Annotated in this window: 24 protein-coding genes; 15 read left to right on the top strand and 9 right to left on the bottom strand. The window is 62.7% G+C overall.

Going from position 1 to position 25,517, the window contains the following annotated elements; all coding sequences use genetic code 11:
• Nucleotides 1–91 precede the first annotated feature (91 nt).
• The gene (locus T5B8_RS14240) at nt 92–1,261 is read right to left on the bottom strand and encodes an MFS transporter (RefSeq protein ID WP_353179793.1); all 1,170 of its coding nucleotides are present in this window, start codon (nt 1,259–1,261) and stop codon (nt 92–94) included.
• A 55-nt stretch (nt 1,262–1,316) separates the two neighbouring features.
• Nucleotides 1,317–1,889, bottom strand: coding sequence for a DUF421 domain-containing protein (locus tag T5B8_RS14245; RefSeq protein WP_353179795.1), 573 nt, complete (start codon nt 1,887–1,889; stop codon nt 1,317–1,319).
• A gap of 385 nt (nt 1,890–2,274) precedes the next feature.
• Here T5B8_RS14245 and T5B8_RS14250 point away from each other — a divergent pair, with 385 nt between their 5' ends.
• The 3 genes from T5B8_RS14250 (at nt 2,275) to T5B8_RS14260 (ending at nt 4,472) form a co-directional block, all read left to right on the top strand.
• Nucleotides 2,275–2,544 carry a DksA/TraR family C4-type zinc finger protein gene (locus tag T5B8_RS14250; protein ID WP_353179912.1) on the top strand — a complete coding sequence of 90 codons (270 nt, stop codon included), beginning with the start codon at nt 2,275–2,277 and terminating at the stop codon, nt 2,542–2,544.
• Between the two features lie 32 nt (nt 2,545–2,576).
• Nucleotides 2,577–2,774, top strand: a complete 198-nt coding sequence (locus T5B8_RS14255; RefSeq protein ID WP_353179797.1) for a hypothetical protein — start codon at nt 2,577–2,579, stop codon at nt 2,772–2,774.
• A 63-nt stretch (nt 2,775–2,837) separates the two neighbouring features.
• A complete protein-coding gene (locus tag T5B8_RS14260) occupies nt 2,838–4,472 on the top strand; it encodes an acyl-CoA synthetase (protein ID WP_353179799.1) in 1,635 nt (544 codons plus the stop codon).
• Between the two features lie 54 nt (nt 4,473–4,526).
• On the opposite strand, the gene T5B8_RS14265 is transcribed toward T5B8_RS14260, so the two are convergent.
• On the bottom strand, nt 4,527–5,756 hold the full coding sequence (locus T5B8_RS14265; protein WP_502950803.1) for a dicarboxylate/amino acid:cation symporter: 1,230 nt from the start codon (nt 5,754–5,756) through the stop codon (nt 4,527–4,529).
• 67 nt (nt 5,757–5,823) lie between these two features.
• Nucleotides 5,824–6,771: a beta-hydroxyaspartate dehydratase BhcB gene (gene bhcB, locus T5B8_RS14270; protein WP_353179802.1), complete on the bottom strand. Its 948-nt coding sequence runs from the start codon at nt 6,769–6,771 to the stop codon at nt 5,824–5,826.
• A gap of 179 nt (nt 6,772–6,950) precedes the next feature.
• Here bhcB and T5B8_RS14275 point away from each other — a divergent pair, with 179 nt between their 5' ends.
• Together T5B8_RS14275 and T5B8_RS14280 are read left to right on the top strand one after the other, a co-directional pair.
• Nucleotides 6,951–8,195, top strand: a complete 1,245-nt coding sequence (locus tag T5B8_RS14275) for a magnesium transporter (protein WP_353179804.1) — start codon at nt 6,951–6,953, stop codon at nt 8,193–8,195.
• Entirely contained in the window at nt 8,192–8,737 is a 546-nt protein-coding gene (locus T5B8_RS14280) for a DUF427 domain-containing protein (RefSeq protein WP_353179805.1), read from the top strand. Before T5B8_RS14275 ends, T5B8_RS14280 begins: the two co-directional genes overlap by 4 nt.
• A 153-nt stretch (nt 8,738–8,890) precedes the next feature.
• Here the strand turns inward: T5B8_RS14280 and T5B8_RS14285 are convergent, their stop codons facing one another.
• A complete protein-coding gene (locus T5B8_RS14285; RefSeq protein WP_353179807.1) occupies nt 8,891–9,784 on the bottom strand; it encodes a LysR family transcriptional regulator in 894 nt (297 codons plus the stop codon).
• A 142-nt stretch (nt 9,785–9,926) separates the two neighbouring features.
• On the opposite strand from T5B8_RS14285, the gene T5B8_RS14290 reads away from it, so the two are divergent.
• The 3 genes from T5B8_RS14290 to T5B8_RS14300 all read left to right on the top strand — a co-directional run bounded on the left by T5B8_RS14290 (nt 9,927) and on the right by T5B8_RS14300 (nt 11,834).
• Nucleotides 9,927–10,433, top strand: coding sequence for a (R)-mandelonitrile lyase (locus tag T5B8_RS14290; RefSeq protein ID WP_353179808.1), 507 nt, complete (start codon nt 9,927–9,929; stop codon nt 10,431–10,433).
• Between the two features lie 205 nt (nt 10,434–10,638).
• Entirely contained in the window at nt 10,639–11,040 is a 402-nt protein-coding gene (locus tag T5B8_RS14295) for a (R)-mandelonitrile lyase (protein WP_353179809.1), read from the top strand.
• 47 nt (nt 11,041–11,087) lie between these two features.
• Nucleotides 11,088–11,834, top strand: a complete 747-nt coding sequence (locus T5B8_RS14300) for an SDR family oxidoreductase (RefSeq protein WP_353179810.1) — start codon at nt 11,088–11,090, stop codon at nt 11,832–11,834.
• 61 nt (nt 11,835–11,895) lie between these two features.
• On the opposite strand, the gene T5B8_RS14305 is transcribed toward T5B8_RS14300, so the two are convergent.
• Nucleotides 11,896–12,690: an SDR family NAD(P)-dependent oxidoreductase gene (locus tag T5B8_RS14305; RefSeq protein WP_353179812.1), complete on the bottom strand. Its 795-nt coding sequence runs from the start codon at nt 12,688–12,690 to the stop codon at nt 11,896–11,898.
• Between the two features lie 218 nt (nt 12,691–12,908).
• Here T5B8_RS14305 and T5B8_RS14310 point away from each other — a divergent pair, with 218 nt between their 5' ends.
• The 3 genes from T5B8_RS14310 to T5B8_RS14320 all read left to right on the top strand — a co-directional run bounded on the left by T5B8_RS14310 (nt 12,909) and on the right by T5B8_RS14320 (nt 17,081).
• Nucleotides 12,909–13,820: a LysR family transcriptional regulator gene (locus T5B8_RS14310; protein WP_353179814.1), complete on the top strand. Its 912-nt coding sequence runs from the start codon at nt 12,909–12,911 to the stop codon at nt 13,818–13,820.
• Between the two features lie 134 nt (nt 13,821–13,954).
• Entirely contained in the window at nt 13,955–14,950 is a 996-nt protein-coding gene (locus tag T5B8_RS14315; RefSeq protein ID WP_353179816.1) for a TAXI family TRAP transporter solute-binding subunit, read from the top strand.
• 115 nt (nt 14,951–15,065) lie between these two features.
• On the top strand, nt 15,066–17,081 hold the full coding sequence (locus tag T5B8_RS14320; protein WP_353179818.1) for a TRAP transporter permease: 2,016 nt from the start codon (nt 15,066–15,068) through the stop codon (nt 17,079–17,081).
• A 451-nt stretch (nt 17,082–17,532) separates the two neighbouring features.
• Here the strand turns inward: T5B8_RS14320 and T5B8_RS14325 are convergent, their stop codons facing one another.
• The gene (locus tag T5B8_RS14325) at nt 17,533–17,979 is read right to left on the bottom strand and encodes a hypothetical protein (RefSeq protein ID WP_353179820.1); all 447 of its coding nucleotides are present in this window, start codon (nt 17,977–17,979) and stop codon (nt 17,533–17,535) included.
• A 17-nt stretch (nt 17,980–17,996) separates the two neighbouring features.
• A complete protein-coding gene (locus tag T5B8_RS14330; protein ID WP_353179821.1) occupies nt 17,997–19,163 on the bottom strand; it encodes a porin in 1,167 nt (388 codons plus the stop codon).
• 457 nt (nt 19,164–19,620) lie between these two features.
• On the opposite strand from T5B8_RS14330, the gene tadA reads away from it, so the two are divergent.
• From tadA to T5B8_RS14345, 3 genes are all read left to right on the top strand, one after another.
• On the top strand, nt 19,621–20,076 hold the full coding sequence (gene tadA / locus T5B8_RS14335) for a tRNA adenosine(34) deaminase TadA (RefSeq protein WP_353179823.1): 456 nt from the start codon (nt 19,621–19,623) through the stop codon (nt 20,074–20,076).
• Nucleotides 20,077–20,188: 112 nt separating this feature from the next.
• Nucleotides 20,189–21,337: an isocitrate/isopropylmalate dehydrogenase family protein gene (locus T5B8_RS14340; RefSeq protein WP_353179824.1), complete on the top strand. Its 1,149-nt coding sequence runs from the start codon at nt 20,189–20,191 to the stop codon at nt 21,335–21,337.
• Nucleotides 21,338–21,455: 118 nt separating this feature from the next.
• On the top strand, nt 21,456–22,718 hold the full coding sequence (locus T5B8_RS14345) for an aspartate aminotransferase family protein (RefSeq protein WP_353179825.1): 1,263 nt from the start codon (nt 21,456–21,458) through the stop codon (nt 22,716–22,718).
• A 251-nt stretch (nt 22,719–22,969) separates the two neighbouring features.
• On the opposite strand, the gene T5B8_RS14350 is transcribed toward T5B8_RS14345, so the two are convergent.
• Nucleotides 22,970–23,989 carry an alpha/beta fold hydrolase gene (locus tag T5B8_RS14350; RefSeq protein WP_353179827.1) on the bottom strand — a complete coding sequence of 340 codons (1,020 nt, stop codon included), beginning with the start codon at nt 23,987–23,989 and terminating at the stop codon, nt 22,970–22,972.
• Between the two features lie 157 nt (nt 23,990–24,146).
• Between T5B8_RS14350 and glnT the strand changes: the two genes are divergently transcribed.
• A complete protein-coding gene (gene glnT, locus T5B8_RS14355; protein ID WP_353179829.1) occupies nt 24,147–25,505 on the top strand; it encodes a type III glutamate--ammonia ligase in 1,359 nt (452 codons plus the stop codon).
• Nucleotides 25,506–25,517 lie beyond the last annotated feature (12 nt).

Consider the following 25,517-nt stretch of genomic DNA (forward strand, 5'->3'; position numbering starts at 1 on the left):
CCCGTGTGGACCGTTCGGGATGTTGCGGGCCGCCGCTTGGTGAGGCGACGGCCGTCGAGACTTCGATTATGGCGCGGCCGCTGCTTGCATGCTACAGGCGTGTGCGGGCTCGGGCATGCAGAACGGCGATCATCCAGATCGCCAGCCCACCCAGCGCAAGCAGACTGCCCACGAGGCCGGTCGAACGCAGCCCGAAACCGGCAGCCAGTGCCAGGCCCGCGACCCACGGCCCCAGCGCGTTGGCCATATTGAAGGCTACATGGTTGAGCGCGGCGGCCAGATTCTGTGCATCACCGGCCACATCCATCAGGCGGGTCTGCAATACCGGTCCGAGCGCACCACCGATGCCGATACAGAATACGTTCACGCTAATCAACCAGGCATTGCCCGCGGTCAGTGGGAAACAGGCCAGGGCAATCGCACTCCAGACCAGCAGCGCGCCGGCCGTAGGCATGAGTGCGCGGTCGGCGAATCGTGGCAAGACGGCGTTGCCGAACGTCATGCCCAGCCCGAAGATACACAGCACCAGCGGAATCCATTGTTCGGACATGCCGGTAACCTGTTCCAGTGTCGAGGTTACATAGGTGTACACCGCGAACATGCCGCCGAAGCCGACCGCGCCGATGGCCAGGGTCAACCAGACCGACGTCCGAGCAAGCGCGCCCAGTTCGCGTATGGCGCTGGCGTTTTGGGCGGCGCGGTCGCGGGGCGCATAAATGGCGATCAGCGCGACCGCGGTCAAGGCGATGGCGGTAATCACCCAATAGCCGCTACGCCAACCTGCGGCATGCCCCAGCCAGGTGGCCAGCGGCACACCGACCACGGTCGCACTGGTCAACCCGAGCATCACGTAGCCGACCGCCTGGGTGCGCCGGGCGGGGTCGACCACCGACGCAGCCACCAGCGAGGCAAGGCCGAAATAGGCGCCGTGCGGTATGCCGGCCAGAAACCGGCACAGCATGAGCGAGCCGTAGCCAGGCGCGATCGCGCTCAGGGCATTACCCAGCGCAAACAGCGACATCAGTACCAGCAGTAACGGTTTGCGTGCGACCCGCGCGGCGAGCACGGTGATCACCGGCGCACCGAACACCACACCGAGCGCATAGGCGCTGATCAGATGGCTGGCGGTGGGCGCATCGATCCCCAGGCTGTGCTCGATGAACGGCAACAGGCTCATGGTGGCGAATTCGGTGGTGCCGATCGCAAAGGCGCCCGTGGCGAGCGCGATCAGTACAGGCAAGGCGGACAGTTTTACAGGCATGGAAATCCAGCAGCGACCGGGCAACGCCAGTACATCGTTTCGACGGGCCGGGCTTTCAAGGGCGTGCGGGCGGGCAATCCTCGCCACGTACGAGATGCGCCAGCCGTTCGCCGCCGCGTACCCGTTTGACAAGCCACGGGTCGATCGCATCGTCATCGGCGATGACCGAGCAGTCACCGGTGGTTTCGAAGATTACCGCCAGCACCTGGTTGCGATCGCTGACACCGGCCATGCGCAGTTTCGAGCGCAGGTCATCTTCGGTCACCCGCGCCGCTGCCAGGTTTTCGTGCAGCACCTCTCGCCCGGCCATCAGCAACAGTGGTTCGTTGTCGACCAGCCGCTGGATCGCCGGGCTGGCATGGCGCGCGCGAGAGACTGTGTATTGCAGGCCATACAGCACCGCCAGACCGAACGCGGCACTCGCCAGCGGCGGATTTTTTGATAGCAGCGTCGAGGCGATGATCGAACCGAACGCCACCGTGGTGGCGAAATCGAAACTCGACATCTTGGAGAAACTGCGCAGCCCGGTCAGCCGGGTCAGCACGAGCAGGGCGATATAGATTCCGATCGCGGAGAGCAGCACCATCCAGAAAGTGGTGGCACTGCTGGTCAGCCATTGCGCATCCATCGGGCGCGTCCTCGGCAGATGAAAATGAAAGCCCGCAGGTATGAATCGGTCCCGATATGGCGGCCGGCCTGTGGGTGAATGCGGGTGGCCGTGCGAACGCCGGCCATGGCTCATGATGCGGCTTTTTACACATCGGCGCTGGACGAAGCTGTGGATAAGCCGTGCGCGAATGCTGCGAACGCCCGGCGGACAAGGCCCGATGACGAAGCGGTTAAAATTTGACCAGTCTATGGGCGTCGCCGTACAGGCGGTTGATGCGCCCGGGCGCAGGCCGACGGGGCATCGGTTTTCGTTACGTGAGCGGGCGGGGTGGGTGAAAAGGCGTATTGAAACCACGCCGCGCATGGGTAATGCTGATCGTTCTCGTTATGTCGAGGAGAATACGATGGCCACCGGTTGGGCGCGCGAAGGCGCCGTTCAGGAACAAATCGATAGCACTGTCGCCGAAGGGGTGGAGCTTGCCCGCTCACGGCTGGGTCAGGCGGGCGAGAGTCTGGAATATTGTGCCGAATGCGGCGACGAAATTCCGCAGCGCCGGCGCGAGGCGATCCCCGGCGTGCAGCTGTGCGTGGCCTGCCAGGAAGAGGCGGACTACAATTACCGTCACAATGCGGCGTTCAATCGCCGCGGCAGCAAGGACAGCCAGCTGCGCTAGCAGCGTATTTTCACGCGACGATCGACAAGCCCATGATGCGTTTCATCTGCGAAATCGGCGGCGAGGAACATCTCGTGGATGCCGACACTTTCGAAGCTGCAGCCGAAGCGGCAGTGCGCGCGCATGCCGGTACGCGGGCCGGTACCTATACCGTCAATGTGGCCGAGGCCAACGAGGCCGATTTCCCATTGGTCACCGGCTCGGACTACACGGTCACGCTGCCCGGCTAAGCACGCTCAACAATACGTGGTTATGGCAGCATGTACGGCTCATACCCGTACGAGCCTTTCACGATGAGCCAGTCCAATCCGTTCGAGAGCCTGCCGCAGAACGCGGCCAACTACGCGGCGTTGTCGCCGGTGAGTTTTCTGGCCTGGGCCGGTGAAGTCTATCCCGAGCACACCGCGCTGATTCACGGCGAACTGCGCCAGAGCTGGGGCGAAACCTATGCCCGTTGCCGTCAGCTGGCCAGCGCGCTGGCCAAACGCGATATTGGCGCCGGGGACACCGTGGCCATCATGGCGCCGAATATCCCGGCCACCTATGAAATGCATTTCGCCCCGGCGATGATCGGCGCGGTGCTCAATGCGCTCAACGTACGTCTGGATGCTGCGACGCTGGCGTTCATGCTCGAGTTCGGCGAAGCGAAGATGGTGTTCGTCGATCGCGCCTTCGCCCCGGTCATGGCCGATGCCGTCAGCCGACTCGACAATCCGCCCACCGTGGTCGATATCGACGACCCGGTTTACGACGGCGACGAAGCGCCGATCGGCGAGATCGAATACGAAGCGCTGGTCGCCGAAGGCGACGCCGATTTTGCCTGGCAGCTGCCGGCCGACGAATGGAACGCCATCTCGTTGAACTTTACCTCCGGCACCACCGGCAACCCCAAGGGCGTGGTCTATCACCACCGCGGCGCCTATCTCAACGCCATGACCAATGCCATGGCCTGGGATATGCCCACGCATACGGTGTATCTGTGGACATTGCCGATGTTTCACTGCAACGGCTGGTGTTTTCCCTGGACCCTGGCGGCCAAGGTGGGCACCAATGTGTGCCTGCGCCAGGTCGCGGCCGATCCGATTATTGACGCGATGACCGAGCACGGCGTCACCCACTACTGCGGCGCCCCCATCGTGCATTCCATGCTCGTCAATGCCGATGCGCAAAAGCTCGATGGCATCAAGCAGACCGTCTACGGGCTAGTCGCGGGCGCTGCGCCGCCGGCGGCGATGATCGAAGGCATGGAACGAATCGGCTTTCGGCTCACCCATGTTTATGGCCTGACCGAAACCTACGGCCCGGCCGCGTTGTGCGCCAAGCACGCATCCTGGGACGATGTCAGCCTCGACGAGCGGGTGCGTTTGAATGGCCGCCAGGGCGTGCGCTACCCGACCCAGGCGGCGCTGACGGTGGTGGATCAGGACAGCGGCGAGATCGTGCCGCACGACGGCAAAACGATGGGCGAGCTGGTATTCGCCGGCAATATCGTGATGAAGGGGTATCTCAAGAATCCGTCAGCCACGGAGGAAGCCTTTGCCGATGGCTGGTATCACACCGGCGATCTCGGCTATATCGAGCCCGACGGCTATATCAAGATCGCCGACCGGGCCAAGGACGTGATCATCTCCGGTGGCGAGAATATTTCCTCGCTCGAGGTGGAAAGCGTGCTCTCGCGCCATCCCGCGGTGGCGTCGTCGGCGGTGGTCGCCAAACCCGACGAAAAATGGGGCGAAACCCCCTGTGCCTTCATCCAGCTGCGCGATGGCTACGAAGCCAGCGAAGAAGAAATCATCGCCTATTGCCGCGAACACATGGCGAAGTTCAAATGCCCCAAGACCGTCGTGTTCGGCCCGCTGCCGACGACCTCCACCGGCAAGGTACAGAAATACGAACTGCGTTCGCAGGCAGGTGAGCTCGACGACTAAACGCGTGTGAGCGCATATCGGGCAGGCACGAGCGTGCCTGCCCGTGCTTCGCGGCTAGCGTTTGATACGCCGGTTGTAGACGTCCTCGTCGAGCTCGCCTTCGCTCTTGGCCACCAGAATGGTGACCATCAGATCGCCAGCCACGTTCACGCTGGTGCGTGCCATATCCAGAATTCGGTCGATGCCGGCCACCACGCCGACCGCTTCCAGCGGCAGGCCCACCTGGGTGAGTACGATCGACAGCATCACCAGCCCCGCGCCCGGCACGCCGGCCGTACCGATCGAGGCCAGCGTGCCGGTGAGGATAATCATGCCGTAGTCCGCCCAGGACAGATCGATACCCACGAACTGGGCCACGAACAGCGCGACCACGCCCTGGTAGAGAGCGGTGCCGTCCATGTTGATGGTTGCCCCCACCGGCAGTACGAAACCGGCGACACCACGCGACACGCCGTAGTTGTCCTGCGCGCAACGCAGCGATACCGGCAACGTACCCGAGGAGGACGCCGACGAATAGGCCACGACCAGGGCATCGATACTGCCACGGAAATAGCGCACGGGATTGAGCCGGCCGAGCAGGGCGATCAGCCCGGTATAAACCACGAGCACGTGCACCACGCAGGCCAAGTAGGCCACACCGATGACCTTGGCCAGCGGTATGAGCACATCCAGGCCATACTGGCCGGCCACATTCGCGATCAGCCCGAACACGCCGAACGGCGCGAAGGCCATCACGATTTCGGTGAGCTTGTACATCGCCTCGGCAAAGCTCTCGAACACACGGGTGAGCGGGGCGCCGCGTTCGCCGATCAGCGTGAGCGAAATCGCCAGGCCGATCGCGAAGACGATGATCTGCAGGATATTGCCCTCGGCCAGCGCATCGATCGGATTCTGTGGCACGAGCCCGACCAGGATTTCCACCATCGAGGGCGCCTCTTTCGCCTCCACCGACGACTCGAAGGGCAGATCCAGACCCACGCCGGGCTGGAAGATCGTCGATGCCAGCAAGCCGATGGCGATCGCGAAGGCAGTGGTGAACAAATACAAGGCGATGGTGCGCAGGCCGATCCGACCCATTTTCTGTGGATCGCCCATGCCGGTAATACCCACCACCAGCGTCGAAAACACCAGGGGCACGATCAGCATCTTGATCGCACTAATGAAGATATCGCCTAGCGGCTTGAGCAGGCTCGCGTTGTCGCCGAGCAGCGCGCCGGCGATCGCACCCAGCACCAGACCCGCCAGGATCTGGGCCCACAGCGGGATACCCGGGATGAAGGTCATCGGCCGGGCGTCGTCCTTGTCCTGAGCGGAATCATTCATTGTTATGTCCCCCACGCATTTGAAGAATCTATAGCCAGGGCAGGCGCTCCAGATCGACATTACCCCCGGTCAGAATTACGCCCACGCGTTGATCTGCAAACTGCTCCCGGTTATGCAAGATTGTCGCCAGCGGCACTGCGCAGGAGGGTTCGACGATGATCTTCATGCGCTGCCATATCAGGCGCATGGCCTCGATGATCGCGTCTTCCTCGGCGAGCAGGATCGTGTCGACGTCGCGGCTGACGATGCCCCAGTTGAGTTCGCCCAGCGAGGCTTTCAGGCCGTCGGCGATGGTGTCGGGCGCATCCTCGATGAGCCGTTGCCCGGCCTGCACCGAACGATAGGCGTCATCGGCATTTGCGGGTTCGGCCGCGTACACCTTTGTATGTGCCGATAACGCGCGCGTACTCAGCGCGGTGCCGCCGATCAGGCCGCCGCCGCCGATGGGCGCGATGACGATATCCAGCTCCGGGACGTCCTCGAGCAGTTCCTTGGCACAGGTGCCCTGACCGGCGATCACGCGGGCGTCGTCATAGGGTGGTACGACGTTGGCACCGCTTTCGGCCACGAGTGCGTCCAGGGTTTGCTGGCGAGCGGTATTGCGCGGCGCGCAGAATACGATTTCGCCGCCATAACTGCGTACCGCCTCGACTTTGGCGCGCGGCGCGGTTTCCGGCATCACCACCGTGCAGGCAATGCCGCGGCAGGCCGCAGCCCGGGCCAGCGCCATGCCGTGATTACCGCTCGAATGGGTGGCGACGCCGCGCTTGGCATCGGTCTCGTCGAGCCCGAACACGGCGTTGACCGCACCGCGCGACTTGAAAGCGCCGGTCTTCTGGAAGTTCTCGCACTTGAAGAAAAGCGTCGCGCCGGTCATGGCATCGAAGGTGGCACTGGTGAGCACCGGCGTGCGGTGAATCCAGGGCGTGATGCGCCGATGCGCGCGGCAGACGTCGTCGTAGTCGGGTAGATGCATGGCAGGGCTCGCAGGCGATCGAGGCTTCATCTTGCCCCACGCTGGTGGATCAATGAAAACGCGGGCGTGCCAGTGGACCAGCAATCGTGGCCGATGCGAAATGCTTGAATAAAAGCTCGCGCGCGACCTAATAATGAGCAATCGATTGTTCACCGCAGCCTTGCTGTGCCGAGGTTTCCATGGCCGGACCCCAGTCTTTCGACCCCGAACGCGACGTGATCGACGGTCCCCTCGATAGCCCCATTGATGGCCCCATTGATGGCCAGAGCCCGGAAGAGGCCGCTCGAACCCTTGCCGATCTGCCGCCCGATCAGGTCGCGCAAGTGCTCGCCAGCCTGCCCCACGACGAAGCCATCGCCGTGGCCGCACACCTGGCAGGCACGGCCCAAGAGCGCGCGGGCGATCCGTCCGGCGATGACGCCGCCGAGCAGGCCACCGAATCGGCCGCGGCCGATATCGATGCCACCATCGACGAACTATTGGAAGCCGCGCCGGCCGTGCTCGAATCCAGCCGTACCGCGGCCGAGGCGGTCGCCTTTCTCGTACAAAGCGAGGCGGTGGCCGACATCACCTATATTTTCGTTGTCGACGACGACAAGCTGGTCGGCGTGGTGGGCATGCGCGATATCGTGCTGGCCAAGCCGGGTCAGCCGCTGGCCGAGATCATGGTGCGCGAACCGTTCGCCTTCAAAAGCGGGACCGGCGTGGACGTTGCAGTGCGCGCGGCGTTGGCCCGCCATTATCCGGTCTATCCGGTGGTGGACGGTGAGGGCCGCCTGCTCGGCTGCGTACGTGGCTGGCAGTTGTTCCAGCGCGTGGTGGTCGAGGTCACCGGCCAGGCCGGCGCCCAGGTCGGTGTGTCGCGCGAAGAGCAGGTCAACACCTCGATTCTGGGTGCGTTTCGTATGCGCCATCCCTGGTTGCAGGTGAATCTGCTCACCGCGTTCGCGGCGGCCTTCGTGGTGAGCCTGTTCGAAGACACGATCACCCAGATCGTCGCCCTGGCAGCGTTCTTGCCGGTACTGGCCGGCCAGAGCGGCAATACCGGTTGTCAGGCGCTGGCGATCACCCTGCGCGGGCTTACCCTCGGCCAGCTCGATGAATATCCGGTCGGCAAGCTGCTGCGCAAGGAAGTCTTGCTGGGGGCGTTGAACGGCCTCGTGGTGGGTGTGGTCGCGGGACTGGCGATGTGGCTGTATGCGCGCTATTCGGGCGAGCCGAATGCGGTGATGCTGGGGTTGGTGATTCTGGTGGCCATGGTAGGGGCATGTACCGGCAGCGGTATCTTCGGGGTCATTGTGCCGTTGACGCTCAAGCGTCTGGGCGCCGATCCGGCCATGGCCAGCAGTATCTTTCTGACCACGTTCACCGATATCCTCGGCATGGGTTTGATGCTGTTTCTGGCCAGCGCGATTCTTTTGTGAACGTAAGCAACGACGACGATACCTTCGGTTGGCACTACCGCGGTGGCGAGCGCTCGCCGTTCGCGATCGAGCCGGGTCCGGGGCAGGAATCGGTCTGGGACTACCCGCGCCCGCCGGCGATCGTGGCCTGCGACAAACGTATCGACGTGCGGCTGGGTACACGGCTGATCGCCAGTACGCGGGCGGCGTTTCGCGTGCTCGAGACGGCTGGCGCGCCCACGTACTATCTGCCGCCCGAGGCGGTGGATTTCGATGCCCTGATCGCGGCCGATGCCCAGAGTTTCTGTGAATGGAAGGGCACGGCACGCTATTGGGACGTGACCGACGGCCGGCGCCGGGTCGCGCGTGCGGCGTGGAGCTATCCCGATGCGGTCGATCGTTTCGCCGCAATCGCCGGCTGTATCGCTTTCTACTGCGATCGCCTGGATTGCCGTGTGGATGGCCAACGTGCCTTTGCCCAGCCCGGCGGCTTCTACGGCGGCTGGGTAACCCCCGATATTGTCGGTCCGTTCAAGGGCGAGCCCGGTACCCAGCGCTGGTAGTTGACGCAGTCCAGGCCCGCGGCGCGGGCGGGGGTATTGCGGGCTGATCGAGCCTGCTTGCCACGACGGGTTGGCCTCGCTGCAGCGCGGTGGTCTGGCGCGCGGCCGCCCAGTCGAATGCGCGGGCCGGGTTTCGAGCAGTGGTCGGGCGCTCTAGCGTACGAGTCGCAGGCCGTCGACGACCGTACGCAGCGCGTGCGAGGACTGGCGACGCGACGGATAGTAGAGATGATGCCCAGGCCACACCGGGACCCAGTCGTCGAGGGTGGTCTGTAGCCGGCCGGCTTCGATATCGGCGTGCACCATTTCAATTGGCATGAAGCCGAGCCCGAAGCCGCGTCTAACGGCGTGACGAATCTGGTAGAGCGTGTCGAAGACCAGCCGTCCGGGCACCCGAACCGCGGTGTGTTCGCCCGCCCGTTCCAACTCCCAGGCATAGATTTCGCCGCGTGTGGGCAGGCGCAGATTGGCGGCCTGATGACGGGCCAGCTCGTCTGGCGTTCGCGGCTCGGGGTGGCGGGCAAAATAGGCCGGCGTACCCACCACCACCATACGTTGTTGCGCCTGTAGCGGGATGGCGACCATATCCTGCGCGACGGTCGGGCCCAGCCGTACGCCGATATCGAAGCGACTGGCCACGATATCGGTCAGCCCGTAGTCGGTGGCGATTTCTACCGCGATATCGGGAAATCGCTCGATGATTGTTTCCAGACGCGGCCAGAGGATGTATTCGGCGACGAAGTCGAAGGTGTTGATTCGAATCGTGCCGGCCGGGCGTTGCTGCTGCGATTGCAGTTCGGCGAGCTCGGCTTCGATATCCGCAAAGCGCGGACCGAGCATTTTCAGCAGACGATCACCGGCCTCCGTGGTGGAAATGCTGCGCGTGTTGCGTGCCAGTAAGCGCAGGTCGAGACGTTGCTCGAGTGCCTTCATGGACTGACTCAATGCCGATTGCGACATCCCGAGCTGGGCGGCCGCACGCGTGAAGCTGCCCGCGCGGGCGATCGTGACGAAGGAAAACAGATCGTCGTAGTAGCGGCGAGGCATGGGTGGATCGGCTCCGGGGTTCGATTGATAAGCAAGGCTAATAGACCTATTCGTTTTTCGACTATGGATAGGCCGCGCCTTGCCCGCAACAATCCTCGCATGCCGGGTTCGATCCCAGGCCCTTCATCGAGGAAACCGCCCCATGCAAAACCGTTATCGACTTGCCGCTTCATTCATGCTGGTGACAAGCGCCGTGATAAGCCCGGCCCAGGCCACCGAGACCACCCAGCACGATAATGCGCGCGACCAGCTACAGATAACCGATCTGGCGGATCGCGCCACCCGAACCGATTTGTCGGACTACTTCACCGGCCGGGCGCTGGTGAACCCGCTGTTCACTGCCGAGGATGATTCCAACACCACCGCGGCCGAAGTCATCTTCGAGCCGGCCGCGCGCACGAACTGGCATGTGCACCCGGTGGGCCAGCAGCTCGTGATCACACAGGGCATCGGCCGGGTCCAGATCGAAGGTCGGCCCGCACGTCGGATGCGCGCCGGCGATGTGGTGTGGATTCCTGCCGGCGTTCGCCATTGGCACGGTGCAAGCCCCGATCACAGCATGACCCATATCGCCATTCAAGAGCGCCGCGACGGCCAGAACGTCGAATGGGGCGACGCCGTCAGTGAGGCGCAGTACAACGCCGAGTAGTAATCGGGCCCCCGAAACAGCCGACCTGGTCAGCTGTTTTCAATGCCAGCGAACAATAAACGCCGGCACGAAGCCGTTGTTTGTTTTCAATGGCTTCGCAGTCGCTGGCTGCGGTGGTCATGGTTTTACATACCCGTTTTATCAACCCGAACACTCATCCATTTCTATGCCGGGTTGATAAGACACGAAAAAAAGGACCTACGTCATGGATATCAGCAAGAACAGCAGCCGTGCCTCGGTCACGCCGCCGGCGGAATATTTCACCGGCCAGGTACGCCTTGACCCGTTGTTCGACAGTACGCACCCGGCACGCACGGCCGGTGCGAGCGTGACCTTCGAACCCACCGCACGAACCGCCTGGCATACCCATCCGCTGGGCCAGACATTGATCGTAACGGCCGGATGTGGCCGCGTTCAGCGTAAGGGCGGGCCGATCGAAACCATCGAGCCGGGCGATGTCGTGTGGTTTGCCCCGGGCGAGGAACATTGGCACGGCGCCGGGCCGGATACCGCGATGACGCATATCGCGATTCAGGAGAAAGGCGAAGACGGGCCAGTGACCTGGCTGGAGAAAGTCACCGATGCCCAGTACGAAGGCCGCGACTAGGCGGGTTGTTTTCCAATCCCATTCAATCCATTCCCGAGGAGTTCGCCATGCGCGACACATTGACCGACCACGTCATCGTTATCACCGGTGGTAGCAGTGGTTTGGGCGAAGCCACTGCCCGCCATCTCGCCGCTCACGGCGCGCGTATCGTGCTGGGCGCGCGCCGACTCGATCGCATGCAGGCGATCGTCGCCGATATACAGGCCGAGGGCGGCAAGGCGCTCGCCGTGCAGACCGACGTCACCGACCGTCACCAGGTCCAGAATCTTGTCGATCGCGCCGTCGCCGAGTTCGGACGGGTCGACGTCATGCTCAACAATGCTGGCCTGATGCAACAGTCCGCACTCGAAAAACGCAAGATCGACGAGTGGGACAACATGATCGATATCAATATCAAGGGCACGCTCTACGGCATCGCGGCCGTGCTGCCGCAGATGCAAAAACAAAAGAGCGGACACGTGATCAACGTATCGTCGGTGGCCGGGCACAAGGTCACGCCCGCCGGCACGGTCTATTGCGCGACGAAATATGCCGTTCGTGCGATCAGCGAAGGGCTGCGCCAGGAGGTCAAGGACTACAATCTGCGAACGACCATCATCTCGCCCGGCGCGATCGATACCGAGCTGCCCAGCCATATCACCGATGCGCAGGCCTCCCAGGCGATCAACGACTTCTACCGGTCCGCCGCCATTTCGGCGGATTCGTTCGCACGCGCGGTGTACTTCGCGATCAGCCAGCCGGCCGATGTCGATATCAACGAAATTCTGTATCGACCCACCGCCCAGCCGTTGTAAACGCTAGAGCCGGCTTAGGCCAGAGTCCAGGCGCGGGCGCGACACCGCGCACCCGCGGCCCTCAAGCGATGCTGTCGACCACGCCGCCGTCCACACGCAGGGCGGCGCCCGTGGTGGCCGAGGCCTGTTCGGATACGGCATAGACGACCATGTTGGCGACTTCTTCCACCGTGGCCGCGCGTTGGATGATGGAGCTCGGCCGGGCTTTCTGGACGAACTCGGCGGCCACCTGTTCCATGGGCTTGCCACTTTCGGCCTGCTGGTCGGCCAGCATGTCCTGTACGCCCTCGGACAGGGTGGGCCCGGGCAGTACCGCGTTTACGGTTACGCCGGTGCCGGCCAGACGCTTGGCCAGCCCGCGCGAGACCGACAGATTGGCGGTCTTGGTCATGCCGTACTGAATCATTTCGGCTGGAATGTTCAACCCGGATTCCGAGGACAAAAACACCACGCGGCCCCAGCCGGCCTCGACCATGGCCGGGGTATAGGCTCGGGACAGGCGTACGCCGGACATGATGTTCACGTCGAAGAACTGTTGCCATTCCTCATCCGGGATTTCGTAGAAATCCTTGGGACCGAAGATGCCGAGGTTGTTGACCAGGATATCCACCCGCGGCTCGGCATCGACCAGCGCCTGACAGCCTTCGGCGGTGCCGAGATCCGCTGCCACGCCGCGTACCTCGGCGCCGGGAACCGTGTCGATCAGCTGGGCGCGGGCGTCGTCTACGCGCTCGGGTTTGCGGCCGTTGATGATGACCGTCGCGCCGGCACGCGCGAGCCCGGTGGCAATCGCAAAGCCGATGCCATGCGTCGAGCCGGTGACCAGTGCGGTCTTGTTGTCGAGTTGGATATGCATGCGTAATCCCCTGTGTTCCTGGGTCGGATTCGAGTGTGTGCGTGTGGCCTGCGCCGTGCATTGCAGCGTATGCGCTCGCATCGGGCGTGGCGCTCGATTGACGTGCTAGCGGTGATAGTGGGTTTTGTCTGGCACAAGGCCAACCGGCACGATCGCGAATGGTTTATTGCGCAGTATGCAATAATTCATGGGTTTGAATTGAGCGCGACGATACGCCGATGGCCGATGAACTCATTCAGATGCGCGTATTCGTGCAGGTGGTGGAAGCGGGCAGTCTGTCGGCCGCTGCGCGCGAGTTGGGGCTGTCGCCGGCGGTGGTGAGCCGGCGGCTGGCCGCGCTCGAACAGCGTCTGGGCGTACGCCTGATCAACCGCACCACGCGCAGTCTGGCCCTGACCGACGAGGGGGCCGCGTTTCAGACCCGCTGCATACGTATTCTGGCCGATATCGACGAGGCCGAAACCCAGGCCGCGATCGGCGCCCAGGCTGCGAGCGGGGAGTTGCGTGTGACGTCCACGGTGGCGTTTGCGCGCCGGCTGGCCCCCTTGCTGTACGAGTTTCAGCGCGTGCATGAGGGCGTACGCGTACGGCTGCACGCCAGTGACTCGGTGGTGAATATCGTCGAGGGCGGCTTTGATCTGGCGGTGCGTTTCGGGGCGCTGGCCGATTCCAGTCTCATCGCCCGCGAACTGGCGCCCAATCGGCGCGTGATCTGTGCCGCGCCGGCCTATCTGGCCCGGTATGGCCGGCCCAGCCATCCACAGGAGCTGGTGCATCACGATTGCGTGCTCATGGGCGATCCGGGCCCGGGCGTCTGGCAGTTCGCCGATGGCAGCAGCGTGCGCGTGAATGGTGCATTGGCCAGCAACGACGGCGAGATTGCCCATTTATGGGCGCTACAAGGCGCCGGCCTGGTGCTCAAATCGATCTGGGACGTACAACAGGATCTCGATGCCGGCCGCCTCGAAACGGTACTGGATGCGCATCCGCTGGCCTGTGCACATATTCATGCCATGTATCCGCATCGTCGATTCGTCGCACCCAAGGTGCGTCTTTGCGTGGATTTCCTGCGTGCACGTTTGGCGGAACAGGCGGTTGAAATGACTGGATTACAAGCAGTTTCGGCGTGATGGCCGGTGCGGGCCCCGCTGTTTGGGCAACCTGGCGCGCTCCTTGCGTTTATCGTCGCCTCGGCTAGACTCGATTGATCGGTCGCGGCCTGATCCGCGACCGCACATCCTGTTTTTAAAGGGGGCTTATCGCCATGTTGACGCGAATTCTCAAAACGCTTGCCGTGGCCACGGTGGTGCTGGGCGTCGCCCACACCGCGAGTGCGCGCACGTTCATTACCATCGGCTCGGGTTCGACCACCGGCCTGTATTACCCCACGGCAGTGGGCATGGCCAAGATCGTCAACGAGGCCGGCATCGATATCCGCGCCAACGCGCGTTCGACCGGCGGTTCGGTATTTAACGATCGGGCGGTAGGCGCCGGCCAGCTGCAGATGGGTGTGAGCCAGAACAACGTCGCCTACTACGCCTATAACGGCAAGGGCGTGGAAGCCTTCGACGGCAAGCCGGTGGAAAACCTGCGCGGCGTGGCCGTGCTCTACCCGGAAACGATTCAGGTGCTTGCACGCAAGGATGCGGACATCGAAACGCTGTCGGATATGAAGGGCAAGCGTGTTTATGTAGGTGATATCGGCTCGGGCACGGAACAGGACGTCAAGAATCTGTTCGGCGCCTTCGATATGAGCATCGACGATCTCAAGGCCCCGGTACGGGGCAGCGCGGGCAGTGCCGTGGGCCTGCTGCGCGACGGCCAGATCGATGCCATGTTCTATACCGTCGGCCTGGGCGCGTCGGCGATCACGGAAGCGGCCCAGACCGCGCCGATCGAGCTGGTCTCGATCGCGCCGGAGAAGATCGAGGCCTTGAACGCCAAGTATCCGTTCTACACCCAGATCGACATCCCCGAAGACACCTACCCGAACATGGGCGAAGCGACCGCGGTCACCCTCAAGGCCATGCTGGTAACGTCCTCGGAGCTATCGGAAGACGCGATTTATCAGTTCATGAATACCGTCTTCAATAAAAAGAAGGACGCTTTCTACAACGATATCGCCAACCCGAACCTGAAGAAGTACTTCACGCTCGATACCGCCCTGGAAGGCATGTCGATTCCGCTGCACCCGGGCGCGGTGAAGTTCTTCAAAGAACAGAATATCGACGTCAAGGACAGCCTGCTGCCGCCGTCCTGAAACCGCGTTGTAGCGTTGTAGCCAATCGAAACCCCGACCGGGATGGTCGGGGTTTTTTCGTTTTCGGGGCCGTGCGGGGGTGCGCGGCCTGTGCAAGACAGAACAGGGGCGATTGATGAGCGAACACGTATCGCGAGAAGCCGAAGACATCGTCAAGGCCACGGAATACGGCGGCCGCGAACCGAAGCTCGCCTGGCAGCGCTGGCTGCTGGTGGCGATTGCGGTGGCCTGGAGTCTGTTTCAGCTCTATGCCAGCTACTTCGGCACCCTCAATCCGCAGAAGATCGGCTCCATCCATCTGGCGTTCGGCTTCGCGCTTGCGTTTCTGGCGTACCCGCGCAAGGGCGGGGCGGTCGATCGTATTCCCTGGTACGACTGGATACTCGCCGCGGCCAGCGTGGCCAGTGCGCTGTATATCCTGTTCAACTACTACAACATCGTCATGATCCAGGGCGGGCTGCCCGTAGCGCGCGACGTATGGGTCGGGTCGGCGCTGATGCTGTTTCTGGCGATTGCCTCGGTTCGCCTGCTTGGCTTTGCCCTGCCGGTGATCGCCGCCATCGTGGTGATTTATGGCGTGACCGGGCCGGCCGGGATCATTCCGCTCACGCCGCCGGATGTGATCTATCTGCATAACGGCTATCAGTGGTCGGAGATCATTCAGCAGCTCTATATCACTACCGAGGGCATCTGGGGCACGCCGATCCAGGTGTCGGCAACCTTCGTATTTCTGTTCGTACTGTTCGGCGCGTTGCTGGACAAGGCCGGTGCCGGCCAGTATTTCGTGGATCTGGCCTATAGCGGGTTGGGTACGTTCCGGGGTGGGCCCGCCAAGGCTTCGGTGGTGGCGAGTCTGCTGACCGGTGTGATCTCGGGTTCCTCGACCGCGAATACGGTCACGACCGGTACCTTCACGATTCCGTTGATGAAAAAGATCGGCTATCCGCCGGTCAAGGCCGGCGCGACCGAGGTCGCGGCGTCCGTGAACGGCCAGCTCATGCCGCCGATCATGGGCGCGGCCGCGTTCATCATGGCCACCTTCATCGACGTGCCGTATTCGCAGCTGATCGTCTACGCGCTGGTGCCCGCGGTGCTGACCTATCTGGGCCTGCTCTACGTGGTCCATCTGGAAGCGCTCAAGCTCGGCCTGGAAGGGCTGCCGCGCTCGGAGCTGCCGCCGTTCTGGCCGACCTTCGTCAAGGGTGTGCATTACCTGATACCGGTCGCATTTCTGCTTTACGAGCTGATGTGGGCCAATCTCACGCCGGAACGCAGTGCGCTCAATGCCACCGTCGTTCTGGCTGGGCTCATCCTCGTTCAGGAGGCGGTCAAGGGGCTCAAGGGCGACAACGGTATTGTCGACGGACTCTGGCAGGGGCTGCGCGCGATTGCCGCTGGTCTGGAAAGCGGGGCCCGCAACATGACGACGATTGCCATCGCCACGGGCGCGGCCGGCATCATCGTGGGCATGGTCACGATGACCAATCTCGGCTACGGCCTGACCCAGGTACTCGATGTGCTCTCGGGCGGCAATATCTGGATCGTGCTCATCCTGTCGGCGATTACCTCGCTCATCCTCGGCATCGGTTTGCCGACCACGGCCAACTATATTGTCATGGCCGCGTTGGTCGCGCCGGTGATCTCCAGCCTGGCTGCGGATGCCGGCATGAACGTACCGCTGGTGGCGGTGCATCTGTTCGTGTTCTATTTCGGCATTCTGGCCGACGATACGCCACCGGTGGGCCTGGCTGCCTATGCGGCGTCGGCCATTTCCCGGGCCGATCCGATCGCCACCGGCGTACAGGGTTTCATCTACGATCTGCGGACCGCGATTCTGCCGTTCATGTTCTTCTTCAATCCCGAATTGCTGCTCTATAACGTCAGCAACTGGTACTACGCGGGTTGGGTGATCGTGACCGCGCTGGTCGGTATGCTCGCCTTCGTGGCTGCCACGCAGGGGTATTTCAAAATCCGGATGACCTGGTACGAACGCCTGGTCATGCTCGCTGGCGCCTTGCTCATGCTCAAGCCCGGCTCATGGACCGACTTCGTAGGCATTGGCCTGTTGATCGCGGTGGGTCTGTTTCACCATATGCGCGCCGCGCGACAGGCCAGGCCGTATGCTGCGTGATCGACAGCTTGCCCGCCCATGAATGCGAAGGTACGCCCATAAGGCGATTGTCCGCAGATCGACGCAGATCAACACAGATCTAGACAGGCTGTTTGGCCGCGTCCTGAACGAGCGCCAACGAGGCTCCCGCGCTTCTCTTCGGCGTGAATCGGCGTCGATCCGCGGATGCGGCTTCGAAAGAACGCATCTCGTGGCGCGAAATCATATCCGCTGGGCGGTGGGTGGATGCGCGCGACCGATTTTTCCCGGGTTCGCGTTATGGATACGCCACCCAAACAGCGGGCGGGGTCAGCGGTTTTTAATGGCGTCGCAGCCGCGGGTCGCGCTGCACGGGCGCTGACATGCACGCTGTATCAAGCCGAAAAATCATCGATTGTCGAACAAAAAAAAAGCCGATCGACGCCCGGTTGCGAACCGTGCGATCGATCAGCCCTAGCAGCCAGGCGTGGGGCTAGCGTTGCTGGCTATCCTTCCACTGCTGGTACTGCTTCCATTCCTGCCAGTCCTTGAAACGCTGGTATTCCGGCGAGTCTTTCGGCATGTTGCGAAAACGCTGATATTCCTCGTAATCGGCGAATTCCTGCTGCTGGGCCGCACTGGGCGGCGTCGCCGTGGTCGCGGCTGGTGCCGCGTCGCTACGCTGGGCGGTTTGCCGGCCACGCGAATCGCGGTTGATCAGGGCCGGTTTCGAGGCATCGTCCGAGTAGACACGAACACCGTCGTCGTACTCGTCACCACGCGCCGGACTCATCAATCCCGGGCCTTCGGCCATCTTGTCACCCGAGCCCGGCAGGTTTTCATAGTTCGCCGGTGTGCCGGTGCCGGCGCAGCCTGCAACAAGCAGGCTGCACACGGCGACACAAAGACCGGAGGCCGCGATTTTCAGAGAGTGCTGCATACGGTCTTCGACTCGACTTAGAGGAATTTCAGGCGGGTACCGACAAACAGGATATCAAGATCCTGGGCGTCGCCGGTGGTGTTGACCGTGGTGGTCGCGCCGCCGGCATCGGTTTCGGTATAGCTGTAGCTCGCATCATCCAGCGTCAGGTGATGATAGGAGGCGAACAGTTCGACGCTGTCGATCACGTCATAGACATAGGCCAGACCGTAGCTGCGACCCTTGCTGCCATCGCCGGCCAGATCGTTGGTCTGCATGTAGCTGGCTTCGAAGTGGTGCTTGTCGAGCACATAACCCACGCCGCCGAAATAGTTTTCTGCGGTGGCGCGATCCTCGGCCATGTAGTCGCGCTGCTTGTAGGACGCCGTCAGGGTGATGCCGGAGGGCAGCAGCAACGAACCGGTGCCGCCGGTTTCCTGGAAACGCGGGCTGTTGTCGTTGACGGTACCGTCGGGGTCGATATCGAAGTCCTGATCCTCGGTATCGAGATGCGAGAGCACGAAACCAGCCTTGCCGCCGTCGGCGAACGGGGTTTCGTAACGGGCGGCCAGTTCGTAGGCATGACCGTTGTCCAGCGAAGCCGACAGCACGGCGCCGCCGAGGCTGGGCGAGTCGTAGCGCACGCCGTTCTGGCGCGAAATGCCGTCGAAGTGGTTGGAGGCCGCCGACAGATTGGTGATCACGCGGCCTTCGTCGTCGAGAAAGCTCACGCCGCCGGCATACATGGAAATACCCTGGCCGCCGCCGAGATACATGGTGCCGCTATAGTTGAGCTCGGAAGAGCCGTTGGCCGCGCCGTCGAGCTTGCCGAAGGTGAAACGACCGAAGTCGCCTTCGACATAGACATTGGCGAGACGGTTGTCGAGGAAATCGTCCTCGCTGCCGCCGCCGTTATTGACGTCGAAAGAGGTGGACGGATTTTCGTTGAGCCCGATCTCGTAGGCGAAACCGAGGTTGTAGCCGTTGTCCAGTGCCTGTTCGCCGGTAAAACGGAAACGGCTGTTGGAACCGACGTTGTCGACGAAGCCGATATCGCGATCTTCGCCATTATCGGCGGCGATAGCGGCCCGGTCGACCTGGCCGGATACCTTGAATTCGAACGCATGGGCGGGCACGGCGAACGCGAATACGGTCGCAGCCGATAGTGCCGATGGCACCAGGTAACGTGAGTGCAGGGTCTTCATGGTGGCTCTCCCCGAGCGGTTAGTTGATCGGCAGGCACGATCGCGAAAGAGCCTTTTCGACAGCGTAGATTTCAACGCCTGGCACGTACACGGCGCCAGTCAACGGCCCGTGCGAAGACGCACTATGACGAGATCCCCGATACGCGGTTCGGTCGAGCGGGTGGCCGGGCTCGATGGTCGATACAGCTCAATTGATGGGTCGACAAGCTCCGTTACCCCAACGGATGTCCAAATGCCGATTGCCACCAATAAGTTGTGCCCAATATTTAATGTGTGTTCAAAACCGTACGGCGGTGGAAAGTAGTGCGCCCCTCGCAGGCCAGAAATTAGACTTTGGTCGTATATCTCGATACGGCTCCATACGAGCGCTCGACTGAGGTTCGCCAGACCGTATGGAAAAGGCGTTCGCGTAGAATGCGCAATACGGCTCGCGTAACCACGACAGCAGCAACAACACATGAGCGATACGCAGTGGATGCGCCATGCCCTGGCGTTGGCGCGCCGCGCCGAAGCCGAAGGCGAGGTGCCGGTCGGGGCCGTTGTAGTGCGCGATGACACCCTCCTGGGTGAGGGTTGGAATTGCCCGATCGCCCGGCACGATGCCACCGCCCATGCCGAAATCCAGGCCCTTCGAGCGGCCTGTAGCGCGGTTGGCAATTATCGGCTGCCGGGTGCCACGCTCTATGTCACCCTCGAGCCCTGTGCGATGTGTGCGGGCGCGATCGGCCATGCGCGTATTGCGCGTGTGGTCTACGGCGCCGACGATTTCCGTGCCGGCGCAGTGCATTCGATCTTCAACGTATTCGACGAGCCGCGTCTGAATCATCGAGTGGCCCATGTGGGCGGTGTGCTGGGCGATGAAAGCGCAGCCCTTTTGCGTGCATTCTTTCGAGCGCGCCGCGCGCGGGCGTGATCATGTTTGCGACCTAAAGCGCCGGGCAGGGCCGGCACCGAGCACAACGAATTGCATCGTCAGATCAACAAACCCATGCGTATGGAGGCAGGTCGGTGATAGCCTGCGGCGCATGAATACGAAAAAGACATGGCGCGTAGCGGTTCTGCCCGGTGACGGGATCGGTCCGGAAGTCATTGCCCAGGCGGTCCGGGCGATCGATGCCCTCGTGGCCGGCGATCCGGATCTGGCGATCGACTACGAAATCTTCGACTGGCCCTCGCATGCCTGGCACGAAAAGCATGGTGAGAGCGCGCCGGCCGATTATCTCGAACAGCTCGAGCAATTCGATGCGATTTTGCTGGGCGCGCTGGGTGACCCGGGCCCGATCGACGATCCCGATCGTTATCTATTGTCGGATGCGGTATCGCTGTCGCCGTTGCTGGAGATCCGCAAGGGGTTCGATCAGTGGTGTTGCGAACGCCCGTGCCGGCCGATGGCGGGTGCGCCCCAATATCTGGCCGATCCGCGCGCCAACGATATCGACATGCTCGTGATTCGTGAAAACAGCGAAGGCGAATACGTCAATCAGGGCGGTCGGCTGGCCGTGGGCACCGAAAACGAGATCGCCACCCAGGTCGCGCTGTTCACCCATCGGGCGACCGATCGTATTATCCGCCATGCCTTCGAACAGGCACGCGTGCGTGCGGCCGAACGCGCCGCCGAAGGGCGCGAGCGCAGTTTCGGCCGTGATCAGAAAGCCAGCCAGGTGTGCATGATCACCAAACGTAACGCCCAGCGTTTCTGGGGCGATATGTGGACCGACATGTTCGCCGAGATCGCGAAGGACTATCCGGATGTGGCGACCCATCACGAGCTGGTGGACGCGGCCTGCATGAAGTTCGTCAGCCACCCCTGGGCGTTCGATGTGGTGGTCGCTTCCAATCTGTTCGGCGACATCCTGACCGACCTGGCGGCGGTGCTCAATGGCGGCATGGGCGTATCGCCCTCGTCGAATATCAATCCGTCGGATCGCACGCGCCCGCCCATGTTCGAGCCCACCCACGGCAGCGCGCCGGATATCGCCGGTCAGAATATGGCCGGGCCGGCAGCCATGCTGCTGACCACGGCGATGATGCTGGAATGGATGGGTGTCGAGGATACGGCCGCCGATCGGGCCGGCAAGCGCTTGCGGGAAATCGTCGCAGCCGATCTGGCCGCGCACGGACGCGAGCGTCGCGCGACCGACGAAATCGGCGACGCCATCGTCAACGCACTTTGATTTTTCACGTTTTTCGCTAAGGTTGGCGCGACGGGCGCTGTACAGGCGTTGAAACTCGTATTCATCCCGTCTAGGCTCGCGCGCAATCTGTAACAAGGCCATCCAGGAGTGCCGTCAAATGATAGGAAGCAACAAGAGCAATCTATCGCCCCTGCTCAAGCAGGCCACCGACGTCCATGTCGATCGCGGCGAAGGCTGCTACCTGTTCGACACCGACGGTAAGCAATATCTGGATTTCACCGCCGGTATCGGCGTAACCAGTACCGGGCACTGTCATCCCAAGGTGGTGGCGGCCGCGCAGGAGCAGGTCGGCAAGCTGATCCACGGCCAGTACACCACGATCCTGCACAAGCCGATTCAGGATCTGTCGGCGCGTCTGGCCGACAAGATGCCGGGCGATATCGACTCCATCTTCTATGCCAGTGCCGGCACGGAAGCCGCGGAATCGGCCATGCGTCTGATGCGTCATGCCACCGGCCGTCCCAATATCGTGGTCTTTCATGGCGGCTTCCATGGTCGCACCATGGGTTCGGCGTCCATGACCACCTCGGGTACGGCCTACACCTCCGGCCTGCAGCCGTTGATGGGCGGTGTGATCGTGGCCCCGTTCCCGGCCGCCTTCCGCTATGGCTGGTCCGAGGATCAGGCCACCGATTTCTGCCTGCAGGAACTGGATTACATCCTGCAGACGATCAGCGCGCCGGGCGACACCGCCGGCATGCTCATCGAGCCGATCCAGGGCGAGGGCGGCTTCATTCCGGCCAACACCCGTTTCATGCAGGGTCTGCGCGAGCGCTGCGACAAGCACGGCATGCTGCTGGGCGCCGACGAAGTACAGGCCGGCTACGGCCGTACCGGCAAGTTCTGGTCGCATAGCCACTTCGACGTGGAGCCGGACATTGTGGTCACCGCCAAGGGCCTGGCCAGCGGCTTCCCGCTGTCGGCCTGTGCCGCGCCGCGCAAGATCATGGAAAAAGGCCGGCCCGGTTCGCAGGGCGGCACCTATGGCGGCAACGTCGTCGCCTGTGCGGCCGCACTCGCCACGCTCGACGTAATCGAGGAAGAAGGGCTGGTCGACAACGCCGGCACCCAGGGCGCGCACCTCAAGGAGCGTCTGGAGCTGCTCGCCGACAAGGACGGTGGCATTGGCGATGTGCGCGGCAAGGGCCTGATGGTCGGTGTCGAGTTCGCCAAGGATGGCAAGCCTGACGGCGAGCGCGCCGAGAAGGTCGCCAAGGAATGCGAAAAGCATGGGCTGTTGCTGCTGCGCTGCGGGCCGGGCAAGCAGGTCGTGCGCTTCCTGCCACCGCTAATCGTCAGCCGCGGCCAGATCGACGAAGGCGTGGATATCTTCGCCAAGGCCGTCGACGCGACACGCTAATCGGCGACAAGCTGCGTTAGCAAAAGCCGCCGTGTTTCACGGCGGCTTTTTTATTGCGCGGCGCCAATGGCCGCGGCTGATTGCGGCGTGATGCGTACAACACCTGCGATCCGAATAGCGCCTCGGCGCGAAGGCGGGTCCGGTCGACCGTTACCAAACTGGTATGGGCTAAATCCTGTGTTCGCGCGCGACGTTGGCATGCGCAGCGGCACGCGCTGGCGGCGGCCCAAGGCAGCGCTTACAGCGTGCTGTTATGCCGTTCGTTCTAGCAACGCCTGCATGGCGTCCAGGACGCGGCGTGTCGATGCTGGTTCGTAGCCGGGCCCGCCGGCACAGTGGCCGAAATCGGAATCGAGCACGCGGCATTCGCTGCCGGCGATATGGCTCGCATCCGCGGCCACATCTTCGGCGGTGAAGTAGAGATCGCTGCGACAGGGCATGACGATGGCGGGGGCGTCGATACGCGCCAGGGCCGCGGCCGTATCGCCGCCAAAGCCGGGCGTGCGGGCGATATCGCCGGTCTGCCAGGTCGCGAGCATGGCCAGCAGGTTATGGGCGTCCGCTCGCAGATGGTCGGCTTCCCAGTGGGCGACGAGCGCATCGATTGTGTCGAAGCCGAGCGCGCGATAGCCGCCATCACGAAAAAAACGCTGCGAATAGGCCCAGCCCACATAGACCCGTGCGAAGGCTCGCAGGCCGCGTTCGGCCAGGCCGCCCGCAGCCAATGCCGGGTCGGCTTCGAGCGCAGCCTTCACGCCGTCCAGAAACACGGCGTTGTGCGGATAACAGTGCGCCGTAGCACAGACTGCCAGCAGGCTGCCGACACGCTTCGGATAGAGGCTGCCCCATTGCAGGGCTTGCATGCCGCCCATCGACCAGCCCGCGACCAGGCGCGGCGCGGCGTCGTCGAAGCGTTCGGCAATCAATTGCCGTTGCGCCCGAACGTTATCGGCCAGGCTGACCGGCGGGAACGCCGCCCCGCGCTGGCTCGGCGCCGCGTTGCTGAGAGAAGAAGACTCGCCGTTGCCGAACAGGGCCGGAATCAGCAGGCAATAGCCCTGGGCGAGTGGGCTGTCCGGAGCCTCGGCCCAGGCACGGTTGGCGTTCATCGCACCGCCATAGTGCGTGGGCAGCACCACCAGGTTGTCGGCTGCGCTGTTTAACGTACCGGCGACGCAGTAGGCGAGATAGGCGTCGCGCAGGACTGTGCCGCTGTCGAGTATGAAATCGCCTAGCGGGAAAAAATCTTCAACCCATTGTTCATCAGTCATTTATCTTCGCCTTGGCGTGTGGTCAGCCGGTCGGTATCTATAATTAAATATACAGGCTGGCATGTATATTGTAAGTGGTTTGGCATGGCGCCGTTGTGCCAGATGGGCCGGGCGAGTGCCCGCTGACGTTTTCCAGACCAAACCAAGGACCGATTCGATGGGACATACCGTGGACGCCGCCTCGCTACAGGCGAGTCTTGCAGAACAAGGCGTGAAATACGCGATGGCCGGCTATGTGGATATCCACGGCTGCGTAAAGGGCAAGTTCGTACCGCTGGATCATCTCGACAATATGTTCGGCGGTAGCGAGCTGTATACCGGCGCGGCGCTGGATGGCGTACCGCAGGATATTTCCGACAATGAGGTCGCCGCCATGCCCGATCCGGCGACGGCGACCGTCTGCCCCTGGGATAACCGCCTCGCGTGGTTTGCAGGCGATCTACATCTCGATGGTGCGCCGTTCGAGGCCTGTTCGCGCACCATTCTCAAGCGCCAGCTCGAACGCGCCAAGGCGATGGGTTTTACCTTCAATCTGGGTATCGAGACGGAGTTCTTCCTGTTTCGGGAAACCGAAGACGGCGGGTTTGCGCCGATTAGCGACCGCGATTCGCTGGCCAAACCCTGCTACGACCCGCGCGGGCTCATGGATAACCTGCCCATCGTCGATGAACTGGTCGATGCCATGAATACGCTCGGCTGGGATGTGTATTCGTTCGACCACGAAGACGCCAATGGCCAGTTCGAAACCGATTTCAAATTCGCCGATGCGCTGACCATGGCGGATCGCTTCGTGTTCTTTCGCATGATGGCCAACGAGATCGCCCGTAAGCATGGGGCGTTCGCCAGCTTCATGCCCAAGCCGTATTCCGACAAGACGGGCAGTGGCGCGCACTACAACATGTCGCTGGCCGATATCGATACGGGCGCAAACCTGTTTTCACCCGCCAAGGGCGACCAGTACGGCTGCGGCGTCTCCGAGCTGGGTTATCAGTTCATTGCCGGCGTGCTCAAGCATGCCCGTGCCATCAGCGCGGTGATCGCGCCCACGGTCAACAGCTACAAGCGCCTGGTTCGCCAGGGCAGCATGTCGGGCTCGACCTGGGCGCCGGTGTTCGCCTGCTACGGCAATAACAATCGCACCAACATGATTCGTATCCCCGGCGTGGGCTCGCGGGTGGAATGCCGCGCGGCGGATATTGCCTGCAACCCCTATCTGGGCGCCGCACTCGTGCTGGCCGCGGGGCTGGAAGGCATCGAAAACGGCATGGATGCCGGCAAGCCGCACCGCGAAAACATGTACCGCTACAGCGATGCCGAGATCGATGCCATGGGCGTGACCATGCTGCCGCGCACGCTGGGCGAGGCGATCACCGATTTCGCGGCCGACCCGCTGGCACGCGATGTGTTTGGCGATCGCATGTTCGATGCCTATGTCGATTTCAAGCGCGGTGAATGGGACAGCTATCACACAGCCGTCTCGAACTGGGAAATCGAACGCTATCTGAAATTGTTCTGAGTCTTTGTTGTT

The sequence above is a fragment of the Salinisphaera sp. T5B8 genome (genome assembly GCF_040361255.1).
Classification (GTDB): Bacteria; Pseudomonadota; Gammaproteobacteria; order Nevskiales; family Salinisphaeraceae; genus Salinisphaera.

What these genes read in the sequence shown, in the direction of transcription:
- T5B8_RS14305 (WP_353179812.1), bottom strand. Translation starts at nt 12,690, where the DNA reads ATGCATATCCAACTCGACAACAAGACCGCACTGGTCACCGGCTCGACG.
- glnT (WP_353179829.1), top strand. Translation starts at nt 24,147, where the DNA reads ATGGGACATACCGTGGACGCCGCCTCGCTACAGGCGAGTCTTGCAGAA.
- T5B8_RS14340 (WP_353179824.1), top strand. Translation starts at nt 20,189, where the DNA reads ATGAATACGAAAAAGACATGGCGCGTAGCGGTTCTGCCCGGTGACGGG.
- T5B8_RS14275 (WP_353179804.1), top strand. Translation starts at nt 6,951, where the DNA reads ATGGCCGGACCCCAGTCTTTCGACCCCGAACGCGACGTGATCGACGGT.
- T5B8_RS14315 (WP_353179816.1), top strand. Translation starts at nt 13,955, where the DNA reads ATGTTGACGCGAATTCTCAAAACGCTTGCCGTGGCCACGGTGGTGCTG.
- T5B8_RS14240 (WP_353179793.1), bottom strand. Translation starts at nt 1,261, where the DNA reads ATGCCTGTAAAACTGTCCGCCTTGCCTGTACTGATCGCGCTCGCCACG.
- T5B8_RS14250 (WP_353179912.1), top strand. Translation starts at nt 2,275, where the DNA reads ATGGCCACCGGTTGGGCGCGCGAAGGCGCCGTTCAGGAACAAATCGAT.
- T5B8_RS14265 (WP_502950803.1), bottom strand. Translation starts at nt 5,756, where the DNA reads ATGACCTTCATCCCGGGTATCCCGCTGTGGGCCCAGATCCTGGCGGGT.
- T5B8_RS14300 (WP_353179810.1), top strand. Translation starts at nt 11,088, where the DNA reads ATGCGCGACACATTGACCGACCACGTCATCGTTATCACCGGTGGTAGC.
- T5B8_RS14350 (WP_353179827.1), bottom strand. Translation starts at nt 23,989, where the DNA reads ATGACTGATGAACAATGGGTTGAAGATTTTTTCCCGCTAGGCGATTTC.
- T5B8_RS14285 (WP_353179807.1), bottom strand. Translation starts at nt 9,784, where the DNA reads ATGCCTCGCCGCTACTACGACGATCTGTTTTCCTTCGTCACGATCGCC.
- T5B8_RS14310 (WP_353179814.1), top strand. Translation starts at nt 12,909, where the DNA reads ATGGCCGATGAACTCATTCAGATGCGCGTATTCGTGCAGGTGGTGGAA.
- T5B8_RS14290 (WP_353179808.1), top strand. Translation starts at nt 9,927, where the DNA reads ATGCAAAACCGTTATCGACTTGCCGCTTCATTCATGCTGGTGACAAGC.
- T5B8_RS14325 (WP_353179820.1), bottom strand. Translation starts at nt 17,979, where the DNA reads ATGCAGCACTCTCTGAAAATCGCGGCCTCCGGTCTTTGTGTCGCCGTG.
- T5B8_RS14245 (WP_353179795.1), bottom strand. Translation starts at nt 1,889, where the DNA reads ATGGATGCGCAATGGCTGACCAGCAGTGCCACCACTTTCTGGATGGTG.
- T5B8_RS14330 (WP_353179821.1), bottom strand. Translation starts at nt 19,163, where the DNA reads ATGAAGACCCTGCACTCACGTTACCTGGTGCCATCGGCACTATCGGCT.
- T5B8_RS14260 (WP_353179799.1), top strand. Translation starts at nt 2,838, where the DNA reads ATGAGCCAGTCCAATCCGTTCGAGAGCCTGCCGCAGAACGCGGCCAAC.
- T5B8_RS14255 (WP_353179797.1), top strand. Translation starts at nt 2,577, where the DNA reads ATGATGCGTTTCATCTGCGAAATCGGCGGCGAGGAACATCTCGTGGAT.
- T5B8_RS14345 (WP_353179825.1), top strand. Translation starts at nt 21,456, where the DNA reads ATGATAGGAAGCAACAAGAGCAATCTATCGCCCCTGCTCAAGCAGGCC.
- T5B8_RS14295 (WP_353179809.1), top strand. Translation starts at nt 10,639, where the DNA reads ATGGATATCAGCAAGAACAGCAGCCGTGCCTCGGTCACGCCGCCGGCG.
- tadA (WP_353179823.1), top strand. Translation starts at nt 19,621, where the DNA reads ATGAGCGATACGCAGTGGATGCGCCATGCCCTGGCGTTGGCGCGCCGC.
- bhcB (WP_353179802.1), bottom strand. Translation starts at nt 6,771, where the DNA reads ATGCATCTACCCGACTACGACGACGTCTGCCGCGCGCATCGGCGCATC.
- T5B8_RS14320 (WP_353179818.1), top strand. Translation starts at nt 15,066, where the DNA reads ATGAGCGAACACGTATCGCGAGAAGCCGAAGACATCGTCAAGGCCACG.